The organism is Undibacterium sp. GW821-FHT07F11 (assembly GCF_059418665.1).
The window spans coordinates 44,651-63,481 of record NZ_JBWKQH010000010.1; the positions used below are offsets into that span (position 1 = coordinate 44,651).

At 51.3% G+C, this 18,831-nt stretch carries 26 protein-coding genes; 25 read left to right on the forward strand and 1 reads right to left on the reverse strand.

Annotated elements, in window-relative coordinates; all coding sequences use genetic code 11:
• Positions 1–13 precede the first annotated feature (13 nt).
• The 3 genes from AC07OI_RS23145 (at position 14) to AC07OI_RS23155 (ending at position 2,648) form a co-directional block, all read left to right on the forward strand.
• Entirely contained in the window at positions 14–769 is a 756-nt protein-coding gene (locus AC07OI_RS23145; protein ID WP_495258858.1) for a S24 family peptidase, read from the forward strand.
• A 16-nt stretch (positions 770–785) separates the two neighbouring features.
• A complete protein-coding gene (locus tag AC07OI_RS23150) occupies positions 786–1,259 on the forward strand; it encodes a hypothetical protein (protein WP_495258859.1) in 474 nt (157 codons plus the stop codon).
• Positions 1,260–1,646: 387 nt separating this feature from the next.
• On the forward strand, positions 1,647–2,648 hold the full coding sequence (locus AC07OI_RS23155) for an SDH family Clp fold serine proteinase (RefSeq protein WP_495258860.1): 1,002 nt from the start codon (positions 1,647–1,649) through the stop codon (positions 2,646–2,648).
• A 405-nt stretch (positions 2,649–3,053) separates the two neighbouring features.
• On the opposite strand, the gene AC07OI_RS23160 is transcribed toward AC07OI_RS23155, so the two are convergent.
• On the reverse strand, positions 3,054–3,248 hold the full coding sequence (locus AC07OI_RS23160) for a hypothetical protein (protein ID WP_495258861.1): 195 nt from the start codon (positions 3,246–3,248) through the stop codon (positions 3,054–3,056).
• Between the two features lie 279 nt (positions 3,249–3,527).
• Between AC07OI_RS23160 and AC07OI_RS23165 the strand changes: the two genes are divergently transcribed.
• From AC07OI_RS23165 to AC07OI_RS23270, 22 genes are all read left to right on the forward strand, one after another.
• On the forward strand, positions 3,528–3,749 hold the full coding sequence (locus tag AC07OI_RS23165; RefSeq protein ID WP_495258862.1) for a hypothetical protein: 222 nt from the start codon (positions 3,528–3,530) through the stop codon (positions 3,747–3,749).
• Between the two features lie 665 nt (positions 3,750–4,414).
• Positions 4,415–4,735 carry an XkdD/Y8K6 family phage-associated protein gene (locus AC07OI_RS23170; protein ID WP_495258863.1) on the forward strand — a complete coding sequence of 107 codons (321 nt, stop codon included), beginning with the start codon at positions 4,415–4,417 and terminating at the stop codon, positions 4,733–4,735.
• A gap of 214 nt (positions 4,736–4,949) precedes the next feature.
• Positions 4,950–5,870, forward strand: a complete 921-nt coding sequence (locus tag AC07OI_RS23175) for a RecT family recombinase (protein WP_495258864.1) — start codon at positions 4,950–4,952, stop codon at positions 5,868–5,870.
• Positions 5,871–5,894: 24 nt separating this feature from the next.
• On the forward strand, positions 5,895–7,595 hold the full coding sequence (locus tag AC07OI_RS23180) for a YqaJ viral recombinase family protein (RefSeq protein ID WP_495258865.1): 1,701 nt from the start codon (positions 5,895–5,897) through the stop codon (positions 7,593–7,595).
• 35 nt (positions 7,596–7,630) lie between these two features.
• Entirely contained in the window at positions 7,631–7,897 is a 267-nt protein-coding gene (locus AC07OI_RS23185; protein WP_495258866.1) for a KTSC domain-containing protein, read from the forward strand.
• Positions 7,898–7,934: 37 nt separating this feature from the next.
• Positions 7,935–8,186 (forward strand): hypothetical protein, encoded by a 252-nt coding sequence (locus AC07OI_RS23190; RefSeq protein WP_495258867.1) that lies wholly within the window; start codon positions 7,935–7,937, stop codon positions 8,184–8,186.
• A complete protein-coding gene (locus tag AC07OI_RS23195; RefSeq protein WP_495258868.1) occupies positions 8,183–8,884 on the forward strand; it encodes a hypothetical protein in 702 nt (233 codons plus the stop codon). The genes AC07OI_RS23190 and AC07OI_RS23195 overlap by 4 nt, the downstream gene beginning before the upstream one ends.
• Before the next feature lie 400 nt (positions 8,885–9,284).
• A complete protein-coding gene (locus tag AC07OI_RS23200; protein WP_495258869.1) occupies positions 9,285–9,656 on the forward strand; it encodes a hypothetical protein in 372 nt (123 codons plus the stop codon).
• Positions 9,657–9,672: 16 nt separating this feature from the next.
• Positions 9,673–10,572 carry a recombination-associated protein RdgC gene (locus AC07OI_RS23205; protein ID WP_495258870.1) on the forward strand — a complete coding sequence of 300 codons (900 nt, stop codon included), beginning with the start codon at positions 9,673–9,675 and terminating at the stop codon, positions 10,570–10,572.
• A complete protein-coding gene (locus AC07OI_RS23210) occupies positions 10,569–11,018 on the forward strand; it encodes a hypothetical protein (protein ID WP_495258871.1) in 450 nt (149 codons plus the stop codon). Before AC07OI_RS23205 ends, AC07OI_RS23210 begins: the two co-directional genes overlap by 4 nt.
• Complete coding sequence (locus AC07OI_RS23215) at positions 11,015–11,167, forward strand: hypothetical protein (RefSeq protein ID WP_495258872.1); 153 nt, start codon at positions 11,015–11,017, stop codon at positions 11,165–11,167. The genes AC07OI_RS23210 and AC07OI_RS23215 overlap by 4 nt, the downstream gene beginning before the upstream one ends.
• Positions 11,164–11,514: a hypothetical protein gene (locus AC07OI_RS23220; RefSeq protein ID WP_495258873.1), complete on the forward strand. Its 351-nt coding sequence runs from the start codon at positions 11,164–11,166 to the stop codon at positions 11,512–11,514. Before AC07OI_RS23215 ends, AC07OI_RS23220 begins: the two co-directional genes overlap by 4 nt.
• Positions 11,511–13,313, forward strand: coding sequence for a DNA cytosine methyltransferase (locus AC07OI_RS23225; RefSeq protein WP_495258874.1), 1,803 nt, complete (start codon positions 11,511–11,513; stop codon positions 13,311–13,313). Before AC07OI_RS23220 ends, AC07OI_RS23225 begins: the two co-directional genes overlap by 4 nt.
• A 10-nt stretch (positions 13,314–13,323) precedes the next feature.
• A complete protein-coding gene (locus AC07OI_RS23230) occupies positions 13,324–13,992 on the forward strand; it encodes an HNH endonuclease (protein WP_495258875.1) in 669 nt (222 codons plus the stop codon).
• Entirely contained in the window at positions 13,985–14,254 is a 270-nt protein-coding gene (locus tag AC07OI_RS23235; RefSeq protein WP_495258876.1) for a hypothetical protein, read from the forward strand. Before AC07OI_RS23230 ends, AC07OI_RS23235 begins: the two co-directional genes overlap by 8 nt.
• Positions 14,254–14,706, forward strand: a complete 453-nt coding sequence (locus tag AC07OI_RS23240) for a zinc-finger-containing protein (protein ID WP_495258877.1) — start codon at positions 14,254–14,256, stop codon at positions 14,704–14,706. Before AC07OI_RS23235 ends, AC07OI_RS23240 begins: the two co-directional genes overlap by 1 nt.
• Positions 14,703–15,398, forward strand: coding sequence for a hypothetical protein (locus AC07OI_RS23245; protein ID WP_495258878.1), 696 nt, complete (start codon positions 14,703–14,705; stop codon positions 15,396–15,398). Before AC07OI_RS23240 ends, AC07OI_RS23245 begins: the two co-directional genes overlap by 4 nt.
• Positions 15,395–15,649 carry a hypothetical protein gene (locus tag AC07OI_RS23250; protein ID WP_495258879.1) on the forward strand — a complete coding sequence of 85 codons (255 nt, stop codon included), beginning with the start codon at positions 15,395–15,397 and terminating at the stop codon, positions 15,647–15,649. Before AC07OI_RS23245 ends, AC07OI_RS23250 begins: the two co-directional genes overlap by 4 nt.
• The gene (locus AC07OI_RS23255; RefSeq protein ID WP_495258880.1) at positions 15,646–16,293 is read left to right on the forward strand and encodes a J domain-containing protein; all 648 of its coding nucleotides are present in this window, start codon (positions 15,646–15,648) and stop codon (positions 16,291–16,293) included. The genes AC07OI_RS23250 and AC07OI_RS23255 overlap by 4 nt, the downstream gene beginning before the upstream one ends.
• Positions 16,286–17,293 (forward strand): phage Gp37/Gp68 family protein, encoded by a 1,008-nt coding sequence (locus tag AC07OI_RS23260; RefSeq protein WP_495258881.1) that lies wholly within the window; start codon positions 16,286–16,288, stop codon positions 17,291–17,293. The genes AC07OI_RS23255 and AC07OI_RS23260 overlap by 8 nt, the downstream gene beginning before the upstream one ends.
• Positions 17,294–17,306: 13 nt before the next feature.
• Positions 17,307–18,098, forward strand: a complete 792-nt coding sequence (locus tag AC07OI_RS23265) for a hypothetical protein (protein ID WP_495258882.1) — start codon at positions 17,307–17,309, stop codon at positions 18,096–18,098.
• A gap of 343 nt (positions 18,099–18,441) precedes the next feature.
• The gene (locus AC07OI_RS23270) at positions 18,442–18,792 is read left to right on the forward strand and encodes a hypothetical protein (protein ID WP_495258883.1); all 351 of its coding nucleotides are present in this window, start codon (positions 18,442–18,444) and stop codon (positions 18,790–18,792) included.
• Positions 18,793–18,831: the final 39 nt, after the last annotated feature.

An 18,831-nucleotide genomic window follows, 5' to 3' on the forward strand; every position in this document is an offset into this window, starting at 1 on the left:
ATAGAATGGCGGAATGAAACGACGAGAATTGACACTGGAAGAGAACGGGGAAGCTGCACGACTGCAGGCGGCCTGGCTTTCGTATAAACAAGCGAATCCCGGTACGACACAAGAATGGCTTGCAAAAGAAGCAGGGCTTGGAAGCCAAAGCGCCGTTGGTCAATATTTGCGCGCCATCATTCCCCTAAACATGGATGCCCTCTTGGGTATGTGCAGAGCAATTGGCGCAGATCCGATGAAGATTAGCCCACGGTTGGCAGGTAAAATTTCTGGAGTTGTGGCCAATATGGAAGTAACGCCACAAGACCAGGATCTTCGGGAAACACGAAATGTGTTTTCTTCAGAAGATGCTCAAACCGTTGAAATTAAAAGGGTGAAATTAAAGTTGTCTGCCGGCATAAATAAAATACAAATCGATCACTGCATCGAAATTGGCGAGCCTGTTTCATACACGAAAGAATGGTTGCAACGTCGTGGGCTATTTGCCGAGGATCTTCTTGCCTTGGAAGTTACGGGAGAAAGCATGAGCCCAGGCATGCAGGCTGGGGACGTTGTTGTTATAAACATGTCGGAGAAAGTACCAAAGCACAATAAGATCTTTGCTGTGAATTTCGACGGCCAGGCCGTTATCAAAAGAATGATGTTTCAGAACAAGAACTGGTTTCTATATTCTGACAATCCTGACCAGGAGCAATTTTCCCCACATCACTGTAAGAGTGGGGAATGCATACCTATTGGTCTAGTTGTCGATTTACGTAGGGAATTTTAACTGGCGGCAACTAATCATGAAAAACACTACAATTGCATTGACCGCCGCATCAATAAGCGTAGTGGCAGCAGCGGTGCTTTTCGTAAAATATGATGATTGGTTTGTAATTCCAAAGTATCGAGCCGTGATCAGTGCGGACCTCAAGGATCCAGCCAGTGCGCAGTATCGCAATGAAAAGCTTATCCCTGAGGGATGGCTATGTGGCGAATTGAACTCCAAAAATAGTTTGGGCGCCTTTGTCGGTTTCAAGAAATTTGTTGCAAGTACGAACGGCGAAGCTTATCTCGAAGACCAAGGGTATGTCGGCAAAAAAGAGCTTTCGACTGAAAAAATCATTGCCGGTCTGGACGAGAAAGTAAAATTTCTCAATGAGATGAATAGCCTCAATGAGTCAACTGGCCTGACTCTGAAAATCTCTGATTCCGAGATCGATGCGGCAGTAAATCAACGGAAATTCAAAAAGTTATGGGCAGATATCTGTGGCGCTTGACCAGTTTTGGAATGATTTTTCTGGTGCTGACAGCAAATGTCGAGGCCAAGATCCCTCGATCAAAGGCTGCAGTCTCCGAGTTCAAGCGCCAGAACCCCTGCCCGTCCACTGGCTTGCGCAAAGGTAAGTGCCCAGGCTACCAAGTTGATCACATTGTTCCACTCAAATGTGCGGGACCGGACAGACCAGACAATATGCAATGGCTTAGCATTCAAGAACATAAAGCTAAGACAAAGCGTGAGGCACGATTGTGTATGATTGAAAAATAATGCCAATATATCAAAAATACAACACTCCGAATATGTAAGCAGAAGTAAAATCATTTACCCATTCTCATAGCGACTGGCTGATGTAATTGATTGGAAACTGACTTTATTGGAGTCTTTGATGGCGACATTGCCCCCTGAGTTGCAAAAATGTGCAGAATATTTTTTGGAAGCTGATACAGATGTAATTATCTACTCTGGTGAAATAAGTCGAATCGGATATGAGAGATTTTGTAAAACAATTCCCAAGAAAAAGCAAAAGAACTTAGTTCTGGTGCTAACAACGTTCGGCGGGGATGCCAGTGCTGGGTATCGCATTGCAAGAGCTGCGATTCATCATTACACATGTGAAAATTTCAGAATACTGATTCCATCATTCTGCAAAAGTGCTGGCACACTTATTTGCATCGGCGCTAAATCGTTGACTATGGCTGATCAAGCTGAACTCGGTCCACTTGATGTCCAATTGAGGAAACAGGATGAAATGTTTCAACACAATTCCGGACTGGATATTCTTCGTGGCGTAACGTATCTTCAAGATGAAGCTCTTCAGTCATTCAAGGCTTATTTGCTTGATATTAATGTTGGTAGCGGACTAAGCACAAAGATTGCGTCAGAGATTTCCAGTAAGCTCGTTATTGGCCTGTACGAACCATTACTGGCGCAAGTGGATCCTTTAAAATTAGGCGAAATGAATGCGGCACTGCAGATTGCCCATGAATATGGAACACGTTTAAATGAAAAATCAAAGTCGTTAAAGCCAGGCTCACTCAAGCAACTAATTATGGATTACCCGACTCACGGTTTTGTAATCGACAGAGCGGAAGCAAGAACTTTGTTTCAAACTGTAAATCCGCCGAACGAACAAGAGTTAGTATTATCAAAATTCGCAACAGAACAAGTTTGGAGCAAAGTCCAACAAGACAAAGTCGTTGTGTTAGACTTCACCGGCTTTTTTAAACCTCAGCTTACTCAGGAGCAACAAAATGAATCTTCAGACCCTATTCGAAACGACCAGGACGTTAAATCCGACGATAGCGCGCCCGATGGAAGCGACAGTGGAACAGAAGAGCATCATGCAGGATCTGAGGGAGACGCTGTCGCAGAACAATCACCTCTCTGATGTAGGGCAGTCGATCCGAAACCAAATGCAAAAGGTTCGAAACAGTTAATTTGTTGTTAAAAAACCCGCTCAGGCGGGTTTTTTATTGCCTATTGCAAGCGATGCGCAGGATTGATAAAGCGAATACCCACCCCTACTCCAGCTGCCCTGCAAGCCGGCCCTTCCCTCGCAAATCTACCAAACATATAGAGTAGTGCCGCCAACACTGCCACTGCCACTAGCACTTGCACTTGCAAAGCCACAAAACCCCATTTAACATAAAGTTCGCATTTTGTTCCTTTCGTTTGTCCTTACGAGTGAATTCTCGCAGGTCAATTATCGGCTGCAAGCGCCAGCTTGGGGTTCGCGATAAACAGGCAAAAATGGGCTATTTAATACATTTCCTTGTGTTTTTGCATAGTGAGCTCAAGATCGCCGCGTCAAACTCTCCCGCCAGTCCCCACTGAAACCAAAGGTAGGAGCTGGCACGGGCTCTGAAAACCAAAAATCCGTGTGTGGCTTGATGTCCGGCCCCAGGAACCAATTGGCCTGGCCATTCTTGTCCACCGCCCACCACATTGCACCGCGCGGCGCATTGCCCCAGTCCACTTTATCGTGCATGACTGCCACTCCCAATAGTTCAACACTGTCACAAGCGACATATTCTCGCTTATGTCGCACCACCCTATTTTTGTTCCTCTTAACGCGTTTTGCAAAAAATTTTAATGGCGTTGCTAAATGCATCTTCACAGGTCATTGCAAACCTATCTTCACCATTTCACAACACCAAAAAAATAACTTACTTCTTTTTGCTTCTTTTTATTAGCATTACTCTTGACTATATTAAAAGCATAGCTAATAATAGAGTCATCAAGAGCAAACAGCAATTTAGGAGCAACGATGAACACCCAGACCCCTTTCAACTTGCCAGTAGGCCAATTTGCCCAACCAGCAATGGCAACGAAAGCCATGGTCATCAACGGCCAAAACCTGATTGACGCCTTTGCCGAATGCAGCTTGGAACAGTGCGAAAAAATGGCCGCAATGCTCGATCAAGGCAAATACGAAACCTTTGGCCGAATGATGTTCAACACCATACGTGACTGGTCTGAATCCACTTAATACGAATTGGTTGCCGCCACCAAGTATCAAGGCGGTGAGGAAACTCGGATGCCTGAATCTTCTGACCTCGGTAGCGGGTGCTGCCTCTTAAGCTGAGTTGGCTTCGACAGGCCGGAAAGACGGTCAAAGAATTGAAGTAGAGAAGATTGCGAGACTGGCTGAATCGTGACGTCAAGTAGCGCTGTACTGCGCGAAAACCTATGAACGAAACACGCCATGAGCAAGCCGAGGACGGAAGGCACTGCCGTGACAGCCTGGAGAGACAGGCATCAAAACAAAACCGGCTTCACCCGCCTTAGCCAGCGGTGCTCCTGATGTACGAGGCCGGTTCTGTTTTGAGCTTGTCTCGCCTGCAGGGTGACTCTCGCCCACCCTGCCGCCTTCCGTGGTCGATAAATCGGACTGGTAACTCTCTGCCAGCGCAACTTTAAATGAGAGCCAACAGGAAAGAGGGGGTCATTGCAAAACGGACGCCAGGCCTGTCGATGTACCGAGTCGACCGAGAGGGACAAGCTAACAAACTGGGGTATTCCTCTTTTTTCCTGTTGGTGAATAAAAGAGCCAAGCGTGAAGTGCACAAATTGCCGGGTGGTGCCGGTTGCCGCAAACAGAAGCGCCCTTGGTGATTGTTCACCAACATCCAATTTAACCAGGAGATCAGCAGCATGAATACAGCAGATCAGTTTCAAGTAGCGGCGCACACGCCGGGACCGTGGGAAGCGATAGATAGATTGATTCGCTCTCCTATGGTTCAGCCAGAGGGCTCAGGGAGACTTCGCGGCGCAATGTTGGCCGAATGCTTTGATGGCTTCGGGGTGCGATTTGGCAGTGAAACTTACGCCAACGCAAAACTGATCGCTGCAGCTCCTGAACTGCTTGCCGCCCTGCAAGAATTGGTCAATGAAGCCCAACCACTTGGCATTGATCGTCCTACATATCAAGCAGCTCTGGCAGCAATCAGCAAAGCGCTCGGAGAGCCGACATGACCCGCGCCCGCCCAATTCGCGCATTCCGCCACTGGCGCAGGGCAGGCTTCAGTATCAGGAACGCGCTGTACCTGACAGTGAAATGGGGTTGCCCGGCATGGTACTGATCAGAAACATTCTGTTTTACCGCCGCTTTGGATATAGCTGGCGGACAGCCTGGCGCAAAGCCAGAAACACAATTTAGCTTTGAAATTAGCAACTATCGGAGAATCACATGGGTTCAGCATTAGCAAGTATTCGCCAAGATCATGATTTGAACGTCGTGATGCCAACATCAAATGCACTTGTATTTGACGCTGCCAACATGGACAGCATGATGCGCCTGGCTGACATCATGGCGACTGGAAAGGTCACTGTACCTCGGGCGTTTGCAAACTCTCCTGGCGATTGCTTGGCAGTTGTCATGCAAGCGATGCAATGGCAGATGAACCCCTTTGCAGTTGCTCAAAAAACGTACATCGTAAATAACACGCTTGGTTATGAAGCGCAACTGGTTCACGCCGCAATCGTGTCATCACGAGTGATCACCAGCGATGATTTTGATTATGAATTTTACGGCCCATGGGAAAACGTGGTTGGCAAATTCGACATCAAAAAAGGCGATAAGGGCGAGTACCGCGTGCCTGGTTGGTTTCTATCTGATGAAATTGGCTTAGGCGTACGCATCAGAGCAACCATACGTGCAACAGGTAAAGTCAAAGAACTGGATTTGTTACTTGCGCAAGCGAGAACGCGCAATTCAACGATGTGGGCTGACGACCCCAAGCAGCAGCTTGGTTACCTGGCTGTCAAGAAGTGGGCACGCCGCCATGCACCTGGAGTGATCTTAGGAGTTTATACACCCGACGAACTGCAAGAGCAGTCACCAATGCGGGACATGGGCGCAGCAGACGTGATGCCTCCGGCGAAACCTGAAATCACCTATCTCAGCGATGAAAAATTCCAAGCCAATAAGGCGTCTTGGAAGGACTTCGTTCTATCAGGGAAGAAGACCGCCGAAAGCATGATCATCTTCCTCGATTCCAAGGCCACATTGACAGACTCTCAACGGGCAGAAATCCGTAGTTGGGTGGTTATCGAAAATCCTGCTGACACTGACAATAGCGACTTTCTTGCTGGCCTGGACGCCACCTAACTATTGACGAAAGACAGAACCATCATGATTACGCACACACTCACTCAAGGTACCGACGAATGGTGCCAATTTCGATTGTCACATTTTGGTGCCAGTGAAGCTGCTGCCATGCTCGGCCTGTCGAACAAGGTCAAGCGCACCGAGTTGTTACGCATGAAGCAGACCGGCATGGCACGGGAATTCAGCGACTGGTTGCAAAAAAATGTATTGGACTATGGGCATGAAGTCGAAGCCAAAGCCCGTCCAATTATTGAGCGCATCATTGGCGCAGATCTATATCCTGTCACATGCTCATCAGGCAAGCAATCCGCATCATGCGATGGCTTGACCATGTTTGAAGATATCGCCATGGAACACAAGCAGTGGAATGACGCGCTTGCTGAAAGCGTAGCTGCAGGAATTGTTCCGGATGAACACATGCCACAGTGTCAGCAAATATTGATGGTCACAGGCGCAAAGAAGGTTGTTTTCACCGTTTCAGACGGTACAGAGGAAAACTTGGTCTATGTGGATGTGTATCCAAGCCAAGAATGGTTTGACCGCATCCGTGCAGGTTGGGATCAGTTTGCCAAGGATCTGGAAACCTACGTCCCAGCAATAAGCCAACCAAAGCCAACAGGTCACACGCCAGAAACACTCCCTGCCCTTCATCTTGAAGTCACTGGCATGGTCAAGGCTAGCAACCTGGCTGAGTTCAAAACCCACGCAATGACCGTGTTCGCCAATATCAATCGCGAACTCACAACAGACCAACATTTCGCTGACGCTGAGAAAACTGTCAAGTGGTGCGAAGTCGTGGAAGGTCGTCTGGAGGCCGCGAAAGAACATGCACTCAGCCAGACTCAGAGCATCGATCAACTGTTCAAAACAATTGATGACATCAAGGAAGAAGCTCGCAATGTTCGCCTGGAGTTGGACAAACTTGTCACCAGGCGCAAAAGCGAAATCAGAACTGACATCGTGTTAGGTGCGAAAACTAAGTATGACGCACACATTGCTGCGCTCAAGCTCGAAACAGACGGTTGCTGGATTTCGTTGCCGCAGCCAGATTTTGCCAATGCTATCAAGGGCAAACGCAACTTCGACAGCATGCAAGACGCAGTAGACACATTGCTGGCGAATGCAAAGATTGAAGCAGATGCTTCGGCCAAATCCATTCGCGCAAACTTGGCGTACATCAAAGATCACGCCACTGGCTTTGAATTCTTGTTTGCAGACAAAGGACCATTAATCGCCAAGAAGTTAGAAGATTTGCAGTTGGTCGTCAGTACCCGCATTGCTGCACACAAACAAGCAGAAGCAGCTCGTCTTGAGGCGCAACGTGCCAAGATCGCAGGCGAAGAGCAGGCAAAGGCTGAAGCTAAAGTCAGGGCTGAGCAAGTTGCCCTGGCGCTGGCCGCCACGCCTGTGCCTGCGCCCTCGCAGCAGCAAGAAATCCTTGTATTGGGCGCTGGCACGACTTCTATCGGCATAGAGCCCTTACTTGCGGAAGTGAGGCAAGTATCAACTGCCCTGCCCTCATCAGTGCCAACACTCACCCTGGGCAAGATCGGTACCCGGCTCGGATTCGCTCTGACCGCCGACTTCCTGCGCAAATTGGGTTTTGAACCGGCAGCCAAGGAACGCTCTGCGGTTCTGTATCACGAAAGCGACTGGGAGTCGATATGCGCGGCCTTGATACGCCACATCAACCAGGCACGCATCCCACAGCAGCAAGCAGCATAAACACCAACTAACCCAGCAACTATTGGAGTCACGAAATGAACACAGAAACACAGGAATTGCCGGAAATTACTCTGTCCCCAGTTGTTTCATCCCAACTGGCCGCGATCGGCCACTGCCCTTCAACAAACCGCCTGGCCATCCAGTTCAAAGGGAAAGGCGATCAGCCTGGCAGTGTCTATCACTACAGAGATTTTGACGCTGCAGCGTTCGAGGCTTTCCGTAGTGCTGAATCCCAGGGCTCTTATTTTAAGAAGTTCATCAAGCCATTCGATGACCGTTTTCCATTCGTAAAAATCAGCTAAGCCAACTCGACGAACAGATCAATTAGGGCAGACCAAAATGAGCAGACATACATCCGCAAGCCTGGCAAAGGCAAGCGCACAACTCCAAGCAGCATGTGACAAGTTCAATCAAGCACATCCAGTAGGCACGAATGTCAACGTGCTGCTGGATGGCGGTGAGCTCCGTCAGACAGTAACGACTAGCGAGGCACAGGTGCTCAGTGGCCATAGTGCAGTCATCTGGCTGGAAGGCGTAAGGGGTTGCTACATGTTGGACCGCGTTACCCCAATGACAGGAGCAGTAGCATGAGCGCTGCATGCACCAAAGAGCGGTTCTTACGAGACATCGCCTTACATGCAATGAATGTGATTCGTGATGACGGGGTGAACCGGCATGTCCGCTTCAAGCAGCCTGACAGTACCAACATGTATTTCGATCTGGTCACCTGGCCGGGCTTCCTGTGCTACAGCGGCGATATGGGTACATTTGTGTTCCAACGCACGCACGACATGTTTGGATTCTTCCGCAACGGCGGGCGTTTAGACGCCATCGATCACACCTACTGGGCGGAAAAGGTCGAGGCTGCCGATCGCGATGGAGTGCGCAAGTTCAGTCATGCAAAGTTTCAGGCGATGGTGCGCTCTTGGGTAGATGAGATCGAAGAGAGCGAAAAGCCGGACACCGAGGACGCAGACGCAGTTACCAAGCACGCCGCTGCCTATGCTGAGTTGCGAGCTGCGGTCGAGTCCGAAGTTGCTAGCGCGGATGATAACTCGACGCGCTGCTACGACGCGGCGACCGACTTCCGCCACAACGGCGATGCTTGGCAAGAATTCCACGGCCTAAATGCTGAGTTCGAATTTTCCGACGTGTGGGACGGGTTCGACTTCGCGACCAAGGAATACACATTCCGCTTCCTATGGTGCTGCTTTGCGCTGGCGTGGGGAATTCAACAATACGATGCTGCAAAAGAGGCGTCAAAACGTGACGAACCGGTGACGATATGAACGCACTGCAACGGAACTTAAACAGGGCAACAGCTCGCCAACTGGCCGAAGAAATATATGAGGCAAGCCTCCCGAGAGGGCTGTCTCTGCGCAGCGGCACGCTGTACTACAAGTGCCCAAGTTGTGGAGGTGATAGTGAGTGGTACGGCACGCCAGAGGACTTCGAACACCCTGATGCTCCCAAGGCTTGTGGCGGAACGCAATGGTGCATCCCATGAACGGTCCGAGAATCGTTTGCTGCGCATGCGGTAAAGAGTGCGGGATTTTCAGCCCGTTCTGCAAGGCATGCCAAAAGGAATTGCAGGGCAACGATGCTCCCGTGCCTGACACCAAGAAACCAACACCGGCAGAACTTGAGAATGCCGGTCAAACAAGACTGATCCCATAAGGAAATTGCACCATGCCTTGTTATGTCGAACGTATCAAGCCAGCCAGCCGCGAGGAATACGAGCAATGGCAGAAGTTTGGCTATATCGGTACGTGGGAGCAGTACAGCGCAACCAAGAGCAGCAAAGTCGGTGGTGCGATGTTTATTTGCGGTGATCTTGGCGACCACTGTGCAGATTGCATGGGTTTTGGCGAGTTTCTTTGCGATTACCCGGTTGGCGATGGCAAAACTTGCGACCGCCCAATATGCAGGGATCACTCGCATGAAATCGGCCATGAAATTCATTACTGCAACGGACATTACGAGATGTGGCTGGAGTTCAAGAACAAGGGTGGCGTGGATGCGACCTTGCGAAATGTCATAGCGTTCAAATCAGAAAAATAACTTCAAGGAAAATGATATGTGGTTCAAAAACATACAGGTATTTAGACTAACGCAACCGTGGACGGTCAATGCCGACGAGCTGCACGCTCAACTGGCCAAGATTCAGTTTTCAGCCGTGGCATCCAATGAAATGCAAAGCCAGGGCTGGGACTCGCCGCGAAGCAATGATCAGCTTGTGCATGCCGTCAATAAACAAATGCTGATTTGCCTGGCGACTGAGAAGAAACTGTTGCCCTCTTCCGTCATCAACCAGGTGACCACGGCACGCGCACTGGAAATAAAAGAAGAACAAGGTTTCGCACCAGGTCGCAAGGCCATCAAAGACCTGAAAGAACGCATCACTGAAGAACTGCTGCCACGCGCCTTTGGCGTCAAGTCTCGCACTATGGTCTGGATTGACACGGTGAATCGCTGGCTGGTGATCGACTCATCCAGCCCGACCAAGGCTGACGAGGTGGTGAAATTCTTGCTGAAGTGCTGCGACAAGTTGCCGCTGGAAGGTTTACGCACGCAAGTGTCGCCACAATCCGCGATGACAGGCTGGCTGGCCGCCAATGAAGCCCCCAAAGGCTTCACGATTGACCAGGACACAGAGCTCAAGTCTTCGGCTGAAGACAAGGCCACCGTGCGCTACGTCCGCTACACGCTGGAAGCCGAAGATACGCAGAAGCACATCAGCGCGGGCAAGCAGTGTACCAAGCTGGCGCTCACCTGGGCCGACAAAGTCAGCTTTGTACTGACAGACACCCTGCAAATCAAGCGTATTAAGCCTTTGGACATCCTCAGTGAAGGCAAAGAAACCGCCAGCAACCAAGACGAGCGCTTTGATGGTGACTTTACGCTGATGGCGGCTGAGCTGGCGCAAATGTTGGATGACATTGTGTTTGCCCTGGGTGGTGAAGGAGTCGCAGCATGAAAATGGCAAAAGCATCAGAAAGGGATATCGAGGCGGCGGGCAACTTCATGTCGATTCTCAACCAAATAGACCGGGACGATTATCCGGTCATTGATGACGATGAGGTCGGGCAGGACTATTTCGATCCCGACAACTATGACCACCTGCGCCACTTCTACGATCTCGTTAAATCGAGTCTGGACAGTTCGCCAAACTGGCATGGGCGGGTAATTGGCGGAATGTGCTACGTGATTCTTTACGACAAGAATGAAATTGTTGATCCGGCATCTGACGTTCTGGACTTGCATCCACGGTTTCAGAAAATGTCGAATGAACGTGACGGTGCCCTGGCATTTCTCAAGGAAGTATTGGACGCATGCGAGCAAGGCAATTTGTCTCCGACACTTGGTCATGGCACTGATTTGATCGACCGCATCCGCGCTTTTGTACCAGGAGATTCAACTTGATCATAAGCAAAGAGCGCATCAAGCGCGAATACGACCACCTTGCCCAACATGAGCAGCCAGACCAGGCGGTGACATGGGTAGCTGAAAAGCTCGGCATCCCAGTGGCAACAGCAAAACAAACCATACAAGAACAGGAGCAAAAAGTATGAGAGCAATTGCAAATACTGAAACCGATGCAAGTCCCGTCATTTCTGAAACATTGAAGTTTATCTTGCCCACAAACGCCATGTCCCTTGCTCACAATAAATTTGCTTTAGCATCCCAAGGGGCCACGGTTGAGGCGCGCAACAAGTTGCTCAATGCCGTAATGAAATCAGCACGCATCCGCAACGATGCTGGCCTGTCCCGTTTGTTGAGCGTGGCGCCACCAGTGATTAGCAAAATCCGTCATGGCCGCTTACCTGTTGGTGCGACATTGGCGATCGCAATCACGGAAGTCGCGCCGCTGTCTATTGCTGATATCACAGCCATTCTGGCTGGCCAGGTGGTTGCATGATCATCGAGAAAGATATCAGGCACTTTCATTTCTGCTGTGGCCTCGGTGGCGGCAAGAAGGGTTTTAATAAAGCCAAGCCTCGCGTGGGCAACATGGTAGGCAAGCTGCGCTGCATCGGAGGTGTGGACGTGGACCCGGCAGCCATTCGTGACTTTGACAAAATGGCCGATGGCCGACCAGGCACAGTTATGGACCTGTTCACGCGTGGCCAGTATACGGCATTCCATAGCAAGCAACCACCTGCAGACTGGAAAGAAGTCACGCCGGCAGATATCCGCCGCGCGGCTGGCAATGAAAGCCCGAACATCGTTTTCATCAGTAGCCCTTGTAAAGGCGCATCTGGTCTGTTGAGCGAAAAGCTCAGCCAAACCGCAAAGTACCAGGCATTGAACGAGTTGACGCTCCGTTGCATCTGGTTGATGGCTGAGGCCTGGTCAGATGACCCTGTCGAACTGATCGTGTTTGAAAACGTGCCCCGCCTAGCTACGCGTGGCCGTCACTTGCTTGACCAGATCAATCAGTTGCTGCAACGGTATGGCTACGCTGTGAACGAGACTACGCACGACTGTGGTGAACTTGGCGGCCTAGCGCAATCCCGCAAGCGCTTTCTCCTGGTAGCCCGACATATTGAGAAAGTGCCATCGTTCTTGTACGAACCAGAGAAAAAGCGCCTGGCAGCCGTTGGCGATGTTCTTGGCCGCATGCCCATGCCAGGTGATTTGGCTGGTGGACCAATGCACCGCATACCTCGTCTGCAGTGGAAAACGTGGGTACGCCTGGCGTTTGTGGAAGCCGGTAGCGACTGGCGCAGCTTGAACAAACTTGCAGTCAATGATGGGCACCTGAGCGATTACCTGATTGTGCCTGAGTATCGCTCTGGATACCTTGGCGTACAAAACTGGTCTGATACTTCGGGCACGGTCTGCGGGAAATCAAATGCGACAAATGGCGCGTTCTCAATTGCTGACCCTCGGATGGTGACCACTGCCGAATACAGCCAGTACGGTGTGCTGCCATGGACAGACTCAACAGGCGTTATCAGCGCTCAATCCGCCCCTGGTGGCGGCAAGTACTCTGTTGCCGATCCGCGCATGCCTCAGAAAGCCAATCGCCAAAACGGCATGTACAGGGTTGTGAAGTGGGACGGCCAGTCTGGATCGGTTACAGGCGCTTGCCACGTCGCAGGCGCAGCAATGTCAGTAGCAGACCCGCGTCGCGCCGGGCCATCGTTCGGCAAGTATGCGGTTACAAAGTTTGATGGGCCTGCCGGTACCGTGATCGCTGGCAGCACAACTGGCCAAGGTGCATTTGCCGTGGCAGACCCGCGCACAAGCATGAATCGCAGGAGCGGCGATGCATATCTGACAGGTGGACATTATGGCGTTGTGCCTTGGGATGCACAGACCGGTGCGGTTAGCGCATCGGCCAATTTGGACAATGGCCGCTGGTCGGTTGCTGACCCTCGCATTGCCACCCTGCCCGCCATGGATGAAAAGACGATCGCCATTATTCAATCGCTTGATGGCACTTGGCACCGGCCATTTACGACCCTGGAATTGGCCGCACTGCAGAGCCTGGTCGAGCCAGAGGAATACTTGGAGCTGGACGGACTGTCTGACAGCGCCTGGCGCGAACGTATCGGCAATGCCGTTCCACCAGCAGCGGCGGAAGCTATTGCCGAAGTCATGGGTACAACCCTGCTCCTGGCCTGGTCTGGTGAAACGTTCGTGCTTTCGGCTATGCCAATTTGGGTTCAGCCTGTGGCGGTTGCTTTGTCCGTCTCTGGACAGCAGATTTAAGGAACGCCGTATGACCAAATCTCGCGGAATTCTTGGGCCTCGGCATAAATGGACAGATCAGGAAATCAAAATTCTCCGGACGCATTATCCGAATAGGAAAACTGTGGATATTGCTGATGAACTGGGCATAAAGCTGCAATCTGTATATCAGAGGGCGAAAGCGCTGGGCCTGAAGAAGTCTGAGGAATTTATGAAAAGTCCGGCATCAGGAAGGACAAACGGCAGGCAAGGCGTTGGCTCAAGGTTTTCTACGGGTCATCTTCCATGGAACGCTGGACTGAAAGGTTTGCAGATTGGCGGAGAGCGAACGCAGTTCAAAGCAGGGCAATCGCCATACAACACCGCTGAGATTGGAAGATACAGGATAACGAAGGACGGGACGTTGCAGCGCAAGATCAGTAATGCACCAGGCAATAACAGCCAGCGGTGGCGCAGCGTGCATGAGTTGGTGTGGATCGAAGCGAACGGCCCAAAGCCTCCAGGTTCAATAGTTGTGTTCAAACCAGGCCAACGCACTGCGGAACTCGCAGAAATTACCTTGGACAAGGTCGAGTGCATCACCCTGGCAGAGAACATGAAACGTAATACGTTGCACAACATGCCAAAGGAACTTGCTGAATTGGTTCAACTGCGCGGAGCCATTACCCGGCAAATAAACAAGAGGAAAGAGAATGTCTAAGACTATAGAAGATTTGCGAAAACACCTGTTTGCCACTCTTGAAGGCTTGCAAGATAAAGAAAACCCATTGGACATCGAGCGAGCCAAGGCTGTGTCTGATGTGGCGCAAGTCATTATCAACAGCGCAAAGGTAGAAGTTGATTTTGCCAAGGTAACGGGAGCATCAATAGGCGGCGGTTTCTTGACGCCCAATGAAGTTGCCACGCCTGGAACTTTGCCAAATGGAATCACTGGCATCCGTCAGCACAGGATTAAAGGCTAATGATGAGCCACGACAAAACGCCATGGAACCCATCAAAAACGGCTACAGCCAGGGTTAAGAATCCGCTGTCAGCGCCAACCATGTGCCCGTTCTGTGATCAATGCACTGTAAAAATCGTTCATCACAACGAGGTTTATGGTCGCGTTTATGGCGAATGGCCGTGGGTCTACATGTGCAAGGCCTGCTGGGCATACGTTGGAATGCACCCGTTCACAAATATTCCGCTCGGCACGCTTGCGGACGGCGCGCTCAGAAAGGCCAGGAAGACCTGCAAAGATCCATTTGAGCAGATCTACCTATCGAAACAGATGACGCGTGACGAAGCGTATGAGGGTTTGGCTGCGCACTTCGGCATACCCAAGGAGGAATGCCATTTCGGCTGGTTCGATATCGCCCAGTGCGAAAAAGCGAAGGTATGGGCTGTTCAACAGTTGAGAGGCAAAACAGTATGAACCAAGTAAAAGAACGCCCTATTCTGTTTTCCGGTGCAATGGTACGCGCTCAACTGGACGGCAGCAAGACTCAGACGAGGCGCGTGTTGAAACCTCAACCTAAGAAAGAGGAAAACGGGTTCTGGAGTGCGTTTGACGCAATGTGGACTGATGGAATGAAGTCAGTTCCAGCTGTAGCTGGCCACTCGCTTGCTTTCAACTGTCCGTATGGCATTACTGGAGAACAGATCTGGGTGCGCGAGACTTTCTATGCATATGGCCGGTGGGTGACGCGTTTCAGCGAGAAAAAGAAGCGTGATGAATGGCATTTTGTGGACATGACAGTCGAGTGCGATCGCGCCTATCAGTATGCTGCCGACAATCCCGAAGTGCCACTGGCAACTAGCCGCGGTGGCGCACTGCCTGGCTGGTACAAACGCCCTGCCATCTTCATGCCGCGCGCGGTTAGCCGCCTGCAGCTTGAAATCATCAAAGTGCGAGTTGAGCGTCTGAACGACATCAGCGAAGAGGATGCAAAGGCAGAAGGTGCGCCTGGTTACGAGGAAGGCATAGACCCGCCCCCACCAGATGAACATTGCGAATGGTCATATCAGGCGTCGTTCCGTAGGCTTTGGGAATCAATCAATGGCGCTGGCAGTTGGGCAAAGAATCCCTGGGTTTGGGTCGTGGAATTTCGGAAGGTCAAGCCATGACCTATCACCTGTTTGAACTCAAAACAGTCATTGCCAAGAAAAAGCACAAATGCATCTGGTGCGGCCAGTCGATACAACCTGGTGAAGCGTACGAACGCGAAAAGTCAGTTTATGACGGCAATTTCCAGAATCACAATTGGCACCCAGAGTGCCAAGAAGACGCGCAGCAGTGCTGGAAAGACGGCGGCGACCAGGAATTCATGGCGTATAGCGCAGACCGACCTGAGAAGAAAGAAGAAATAACGACATGATTACAGCATACCCACTAACCTGGCCAACTGGCTGGCCACGCACACAGCCCACGTTCCAAAAAGAAGGCCGGTTCGGTACCCGCAAGGTGCGTTCAGGTTCATCTTACGCAAGGTCTGAAGACATCACAGTCAGCGAGGCTGTCTCTCGCGTATTGGCCGAACTGGAACGCATGGGTATCCATCGCGATGACATCGTCATCAGTACAAATATCAAACTTCGCCTGGATGGCCTTCCGCGCGGCAACGAGCGGGAGCCTTACGACAATGGCGCAGCCGTGTATTGGGAAACCCGTGCCGGTGCCCGACGGGTTATGGCAATCGACCAGTACACCTCGGTGGCAAACAACCTGGCAGCGATCGCGGCCACTCTGGATGCTATGAGAGCAATTGAGCGACACGGTGGTGCCCAGATCCTTGACCGGGCTTTCACTGGCTTTACTGCTCTGCCTGCTCCTGGCGCAAAGCGAACGTGGCGCGAGGTATTTCAAGTTCCAGCCGATTGGAAAGGATATCCGGTTGAACTTAAAGCTGAGTTTCGTAAATTGGCCAGTCAGTTTCATCCAGACAAGGGAGGTAGCAACATCTCCATGGCTGAATTGAACGTTGCATACCAACAAGCGAAAAAGGAGTTCGGCTATGAGTGAGAACACAAACATAGAATGGTGTGACCACACGTTCAACCCCTGGGAGGGTTGCCAGAAGGTCGGCCCAGGCTGTGACCATTGCTATGCCGAGACGCGCAATGCACGGTTCTCCGGTGGTAAAGCGATCAACTGGGGACCAGGTGCGCCACGTCGCCGCACCAGTCCCGCCAACTGGCACAAACCACTGGTATGGAACGCAAACCATGCTGCATTCTTTGCTGAGCATGGCCGACGCCAGCGCGTGTTTTGCGCCAGCTTGGCCGATGTGTTCGACAACCAGGTAGATCCACAGTGGCGTGCTGACCTCTTTGCGTTGATCGCTGCCACACCGAATCTTGACTGGTTGCTGTTGACAAAGCGTATTGGGAACGTAGGAAGCATGGTGCCGTTGAATTGGCTGGCTTCGACACTCTACGGAAGACATGCAAATGTTGTACATCCAGCAGGTTGGCCTAAAAATGTCTGGATCGGCGCAACGATCGTGAACCAGGAAGAAGCCGACCGGGATATCCCGAAGCTCCTTGCTGTCCCAGCAAGAGTTCGCTTCTTGAGCATGGAGCCACTATTGGGACCGGTAGATTTGCGATTACAACGCCAAGCGACTGAAGACGATCGTCAAGATATGGACGGTTACTGCTACCACATCACGACAAAAGCAGGCGCTGGCATCAAATGGGTAATCGCCGGCGGCGAGTCTGGCCGAGAAACTGACCGGCCATTACATCCGGATTGGGCGCGCAGCTTGCGCGATCAGTGCGCCAATGCTGGCGTGCCTTATCACTTTAAACAATGGGGTGAATTTCATCCCGCGCACGATCCAAAATCGCATCCAAACACTATCGGATGCGCACATATTCATGTTGACGGACGCAGAGAATACCGATCCGCGGAGGCCTTGGCGCTAATTGGCATACCAGGTTGGGTAACTCTTTGCCGGGTTGGCAAGAAAGCCGCTGGCCGCAAGCTTGATGGCGTTGAGCACAACGGCTTTCCCAAATAAGAAAGGAATATTAATGACAACAACTATCGACACACCGCAGTTCCCAAGTACCGGCAATCCCTTTCTGGACGAGATACTGGCAATCGTATACGCAGAGCGCTTCGAGCCGCGTGATCGCCTGCAGCGCATTGCCTCAAAGATCAATATGCGGCCAGAGCAACAACCGGTGGCTTGGGTTCGCAAGCATCCGGATGGCGAACTGACGCGTGAATATCTCAGCGACGACACGATCGAAGACTTGCGTAAGCGGTCTGGCGCTTGGTTACCGCTACACCTTTCCTCATGGAAAACCGTCACCATGACCGAGGTGAAAGCGCAAATGCTGATTGCTGCCGGTGCTGACCAAGTCGGCGTGGTACTGCGTAAAGGTGACGAGCATGCGGTGATTATGGGCGGCATGGTGAACTGGTACCCAGTCAATAAAGACAGCCCAAGCAAGTTGGATCAGCAACGGCCAATTGTTCCGTTTGAAATGTCGGACAGTTTGGCCAATGCTATCACCGAGGCCAAAGAGCAAGGCCAGCGTATTGCAATCCACGAAGGCAATGCAGTGTTTTTCTCATGCGACGGAGATTCCGAGCTACCAGGTCATGACGTTGATTTGAATTGCCCGTACTGCGGTGGCAGTGGCCACAAAGACGATATCCCGCATGCTGACGGAGTGGTCAGACTTCCAGAACACCGATATGACTGGGTCGCCAGGAGCATAGATAACGCTGAATTTGCGTATAACCGGCTGCTATCAGGCGACACCCGAGAGCAACTCGACGCCAGCATTGACGCAGAAATTTCGAAGGATAAATGATGTCTGATCAATCAGCTACTGATTCACCGGGATTCAAGCACAGGATCTGGCCAGAGGGAAAAACTAAGACCACCTACATGTGCATGAGTATCGATGGGTTCATACGAAACAACAAGTTTCCAAAGGGTTGGGACTGCTTCGAAAAGCCCGACGGCTCCCCTATGAGTCCCGGCCAGGCTTTTACGCTGCTGAGCTCGCATCAAGCCAAGGGCCACAAAGTAATCTCGATCAGTCATGAGTGCGACAACCCGTGCAAGCATGCTCATCAGGGCTGCACCGGATTTGATTACGAACATGGCTGCCCTGGATTTTTCAAGGATGATCAAGAGGGAAAGGATGGCCCATGAGACGAGAACTTGCAGAGCGATACAGCCAGGTCGCCCAAGTACTGACTGACAAGTGGCTCTACATTGAAGACATCATGACGGAGCTGCAGACATCACAGAACTACACTCGCAAGCTGATAGGCGACCTTGTGTTTTCAGGCCACGTGTTGCAGCGCCCTATCCCGAATGGCCGTGGCAGGTTCAAAACACAGTTTAGCTGGCACAGTGGCAAGCCAGCGCCGACGATGTACACCAGGCAGTTCACACCGCCGCAGGTAGATATTCGCCGCACAGATCCGCTGATGATCGCGCTGTACGGGCAAGGACCAGGCAATCGGAATCTTGGCAATAAGTTGGCAGGAGGTTGAATATGTTGACAGCAGAAGAAGCAGCCCAACAGCTAGGCA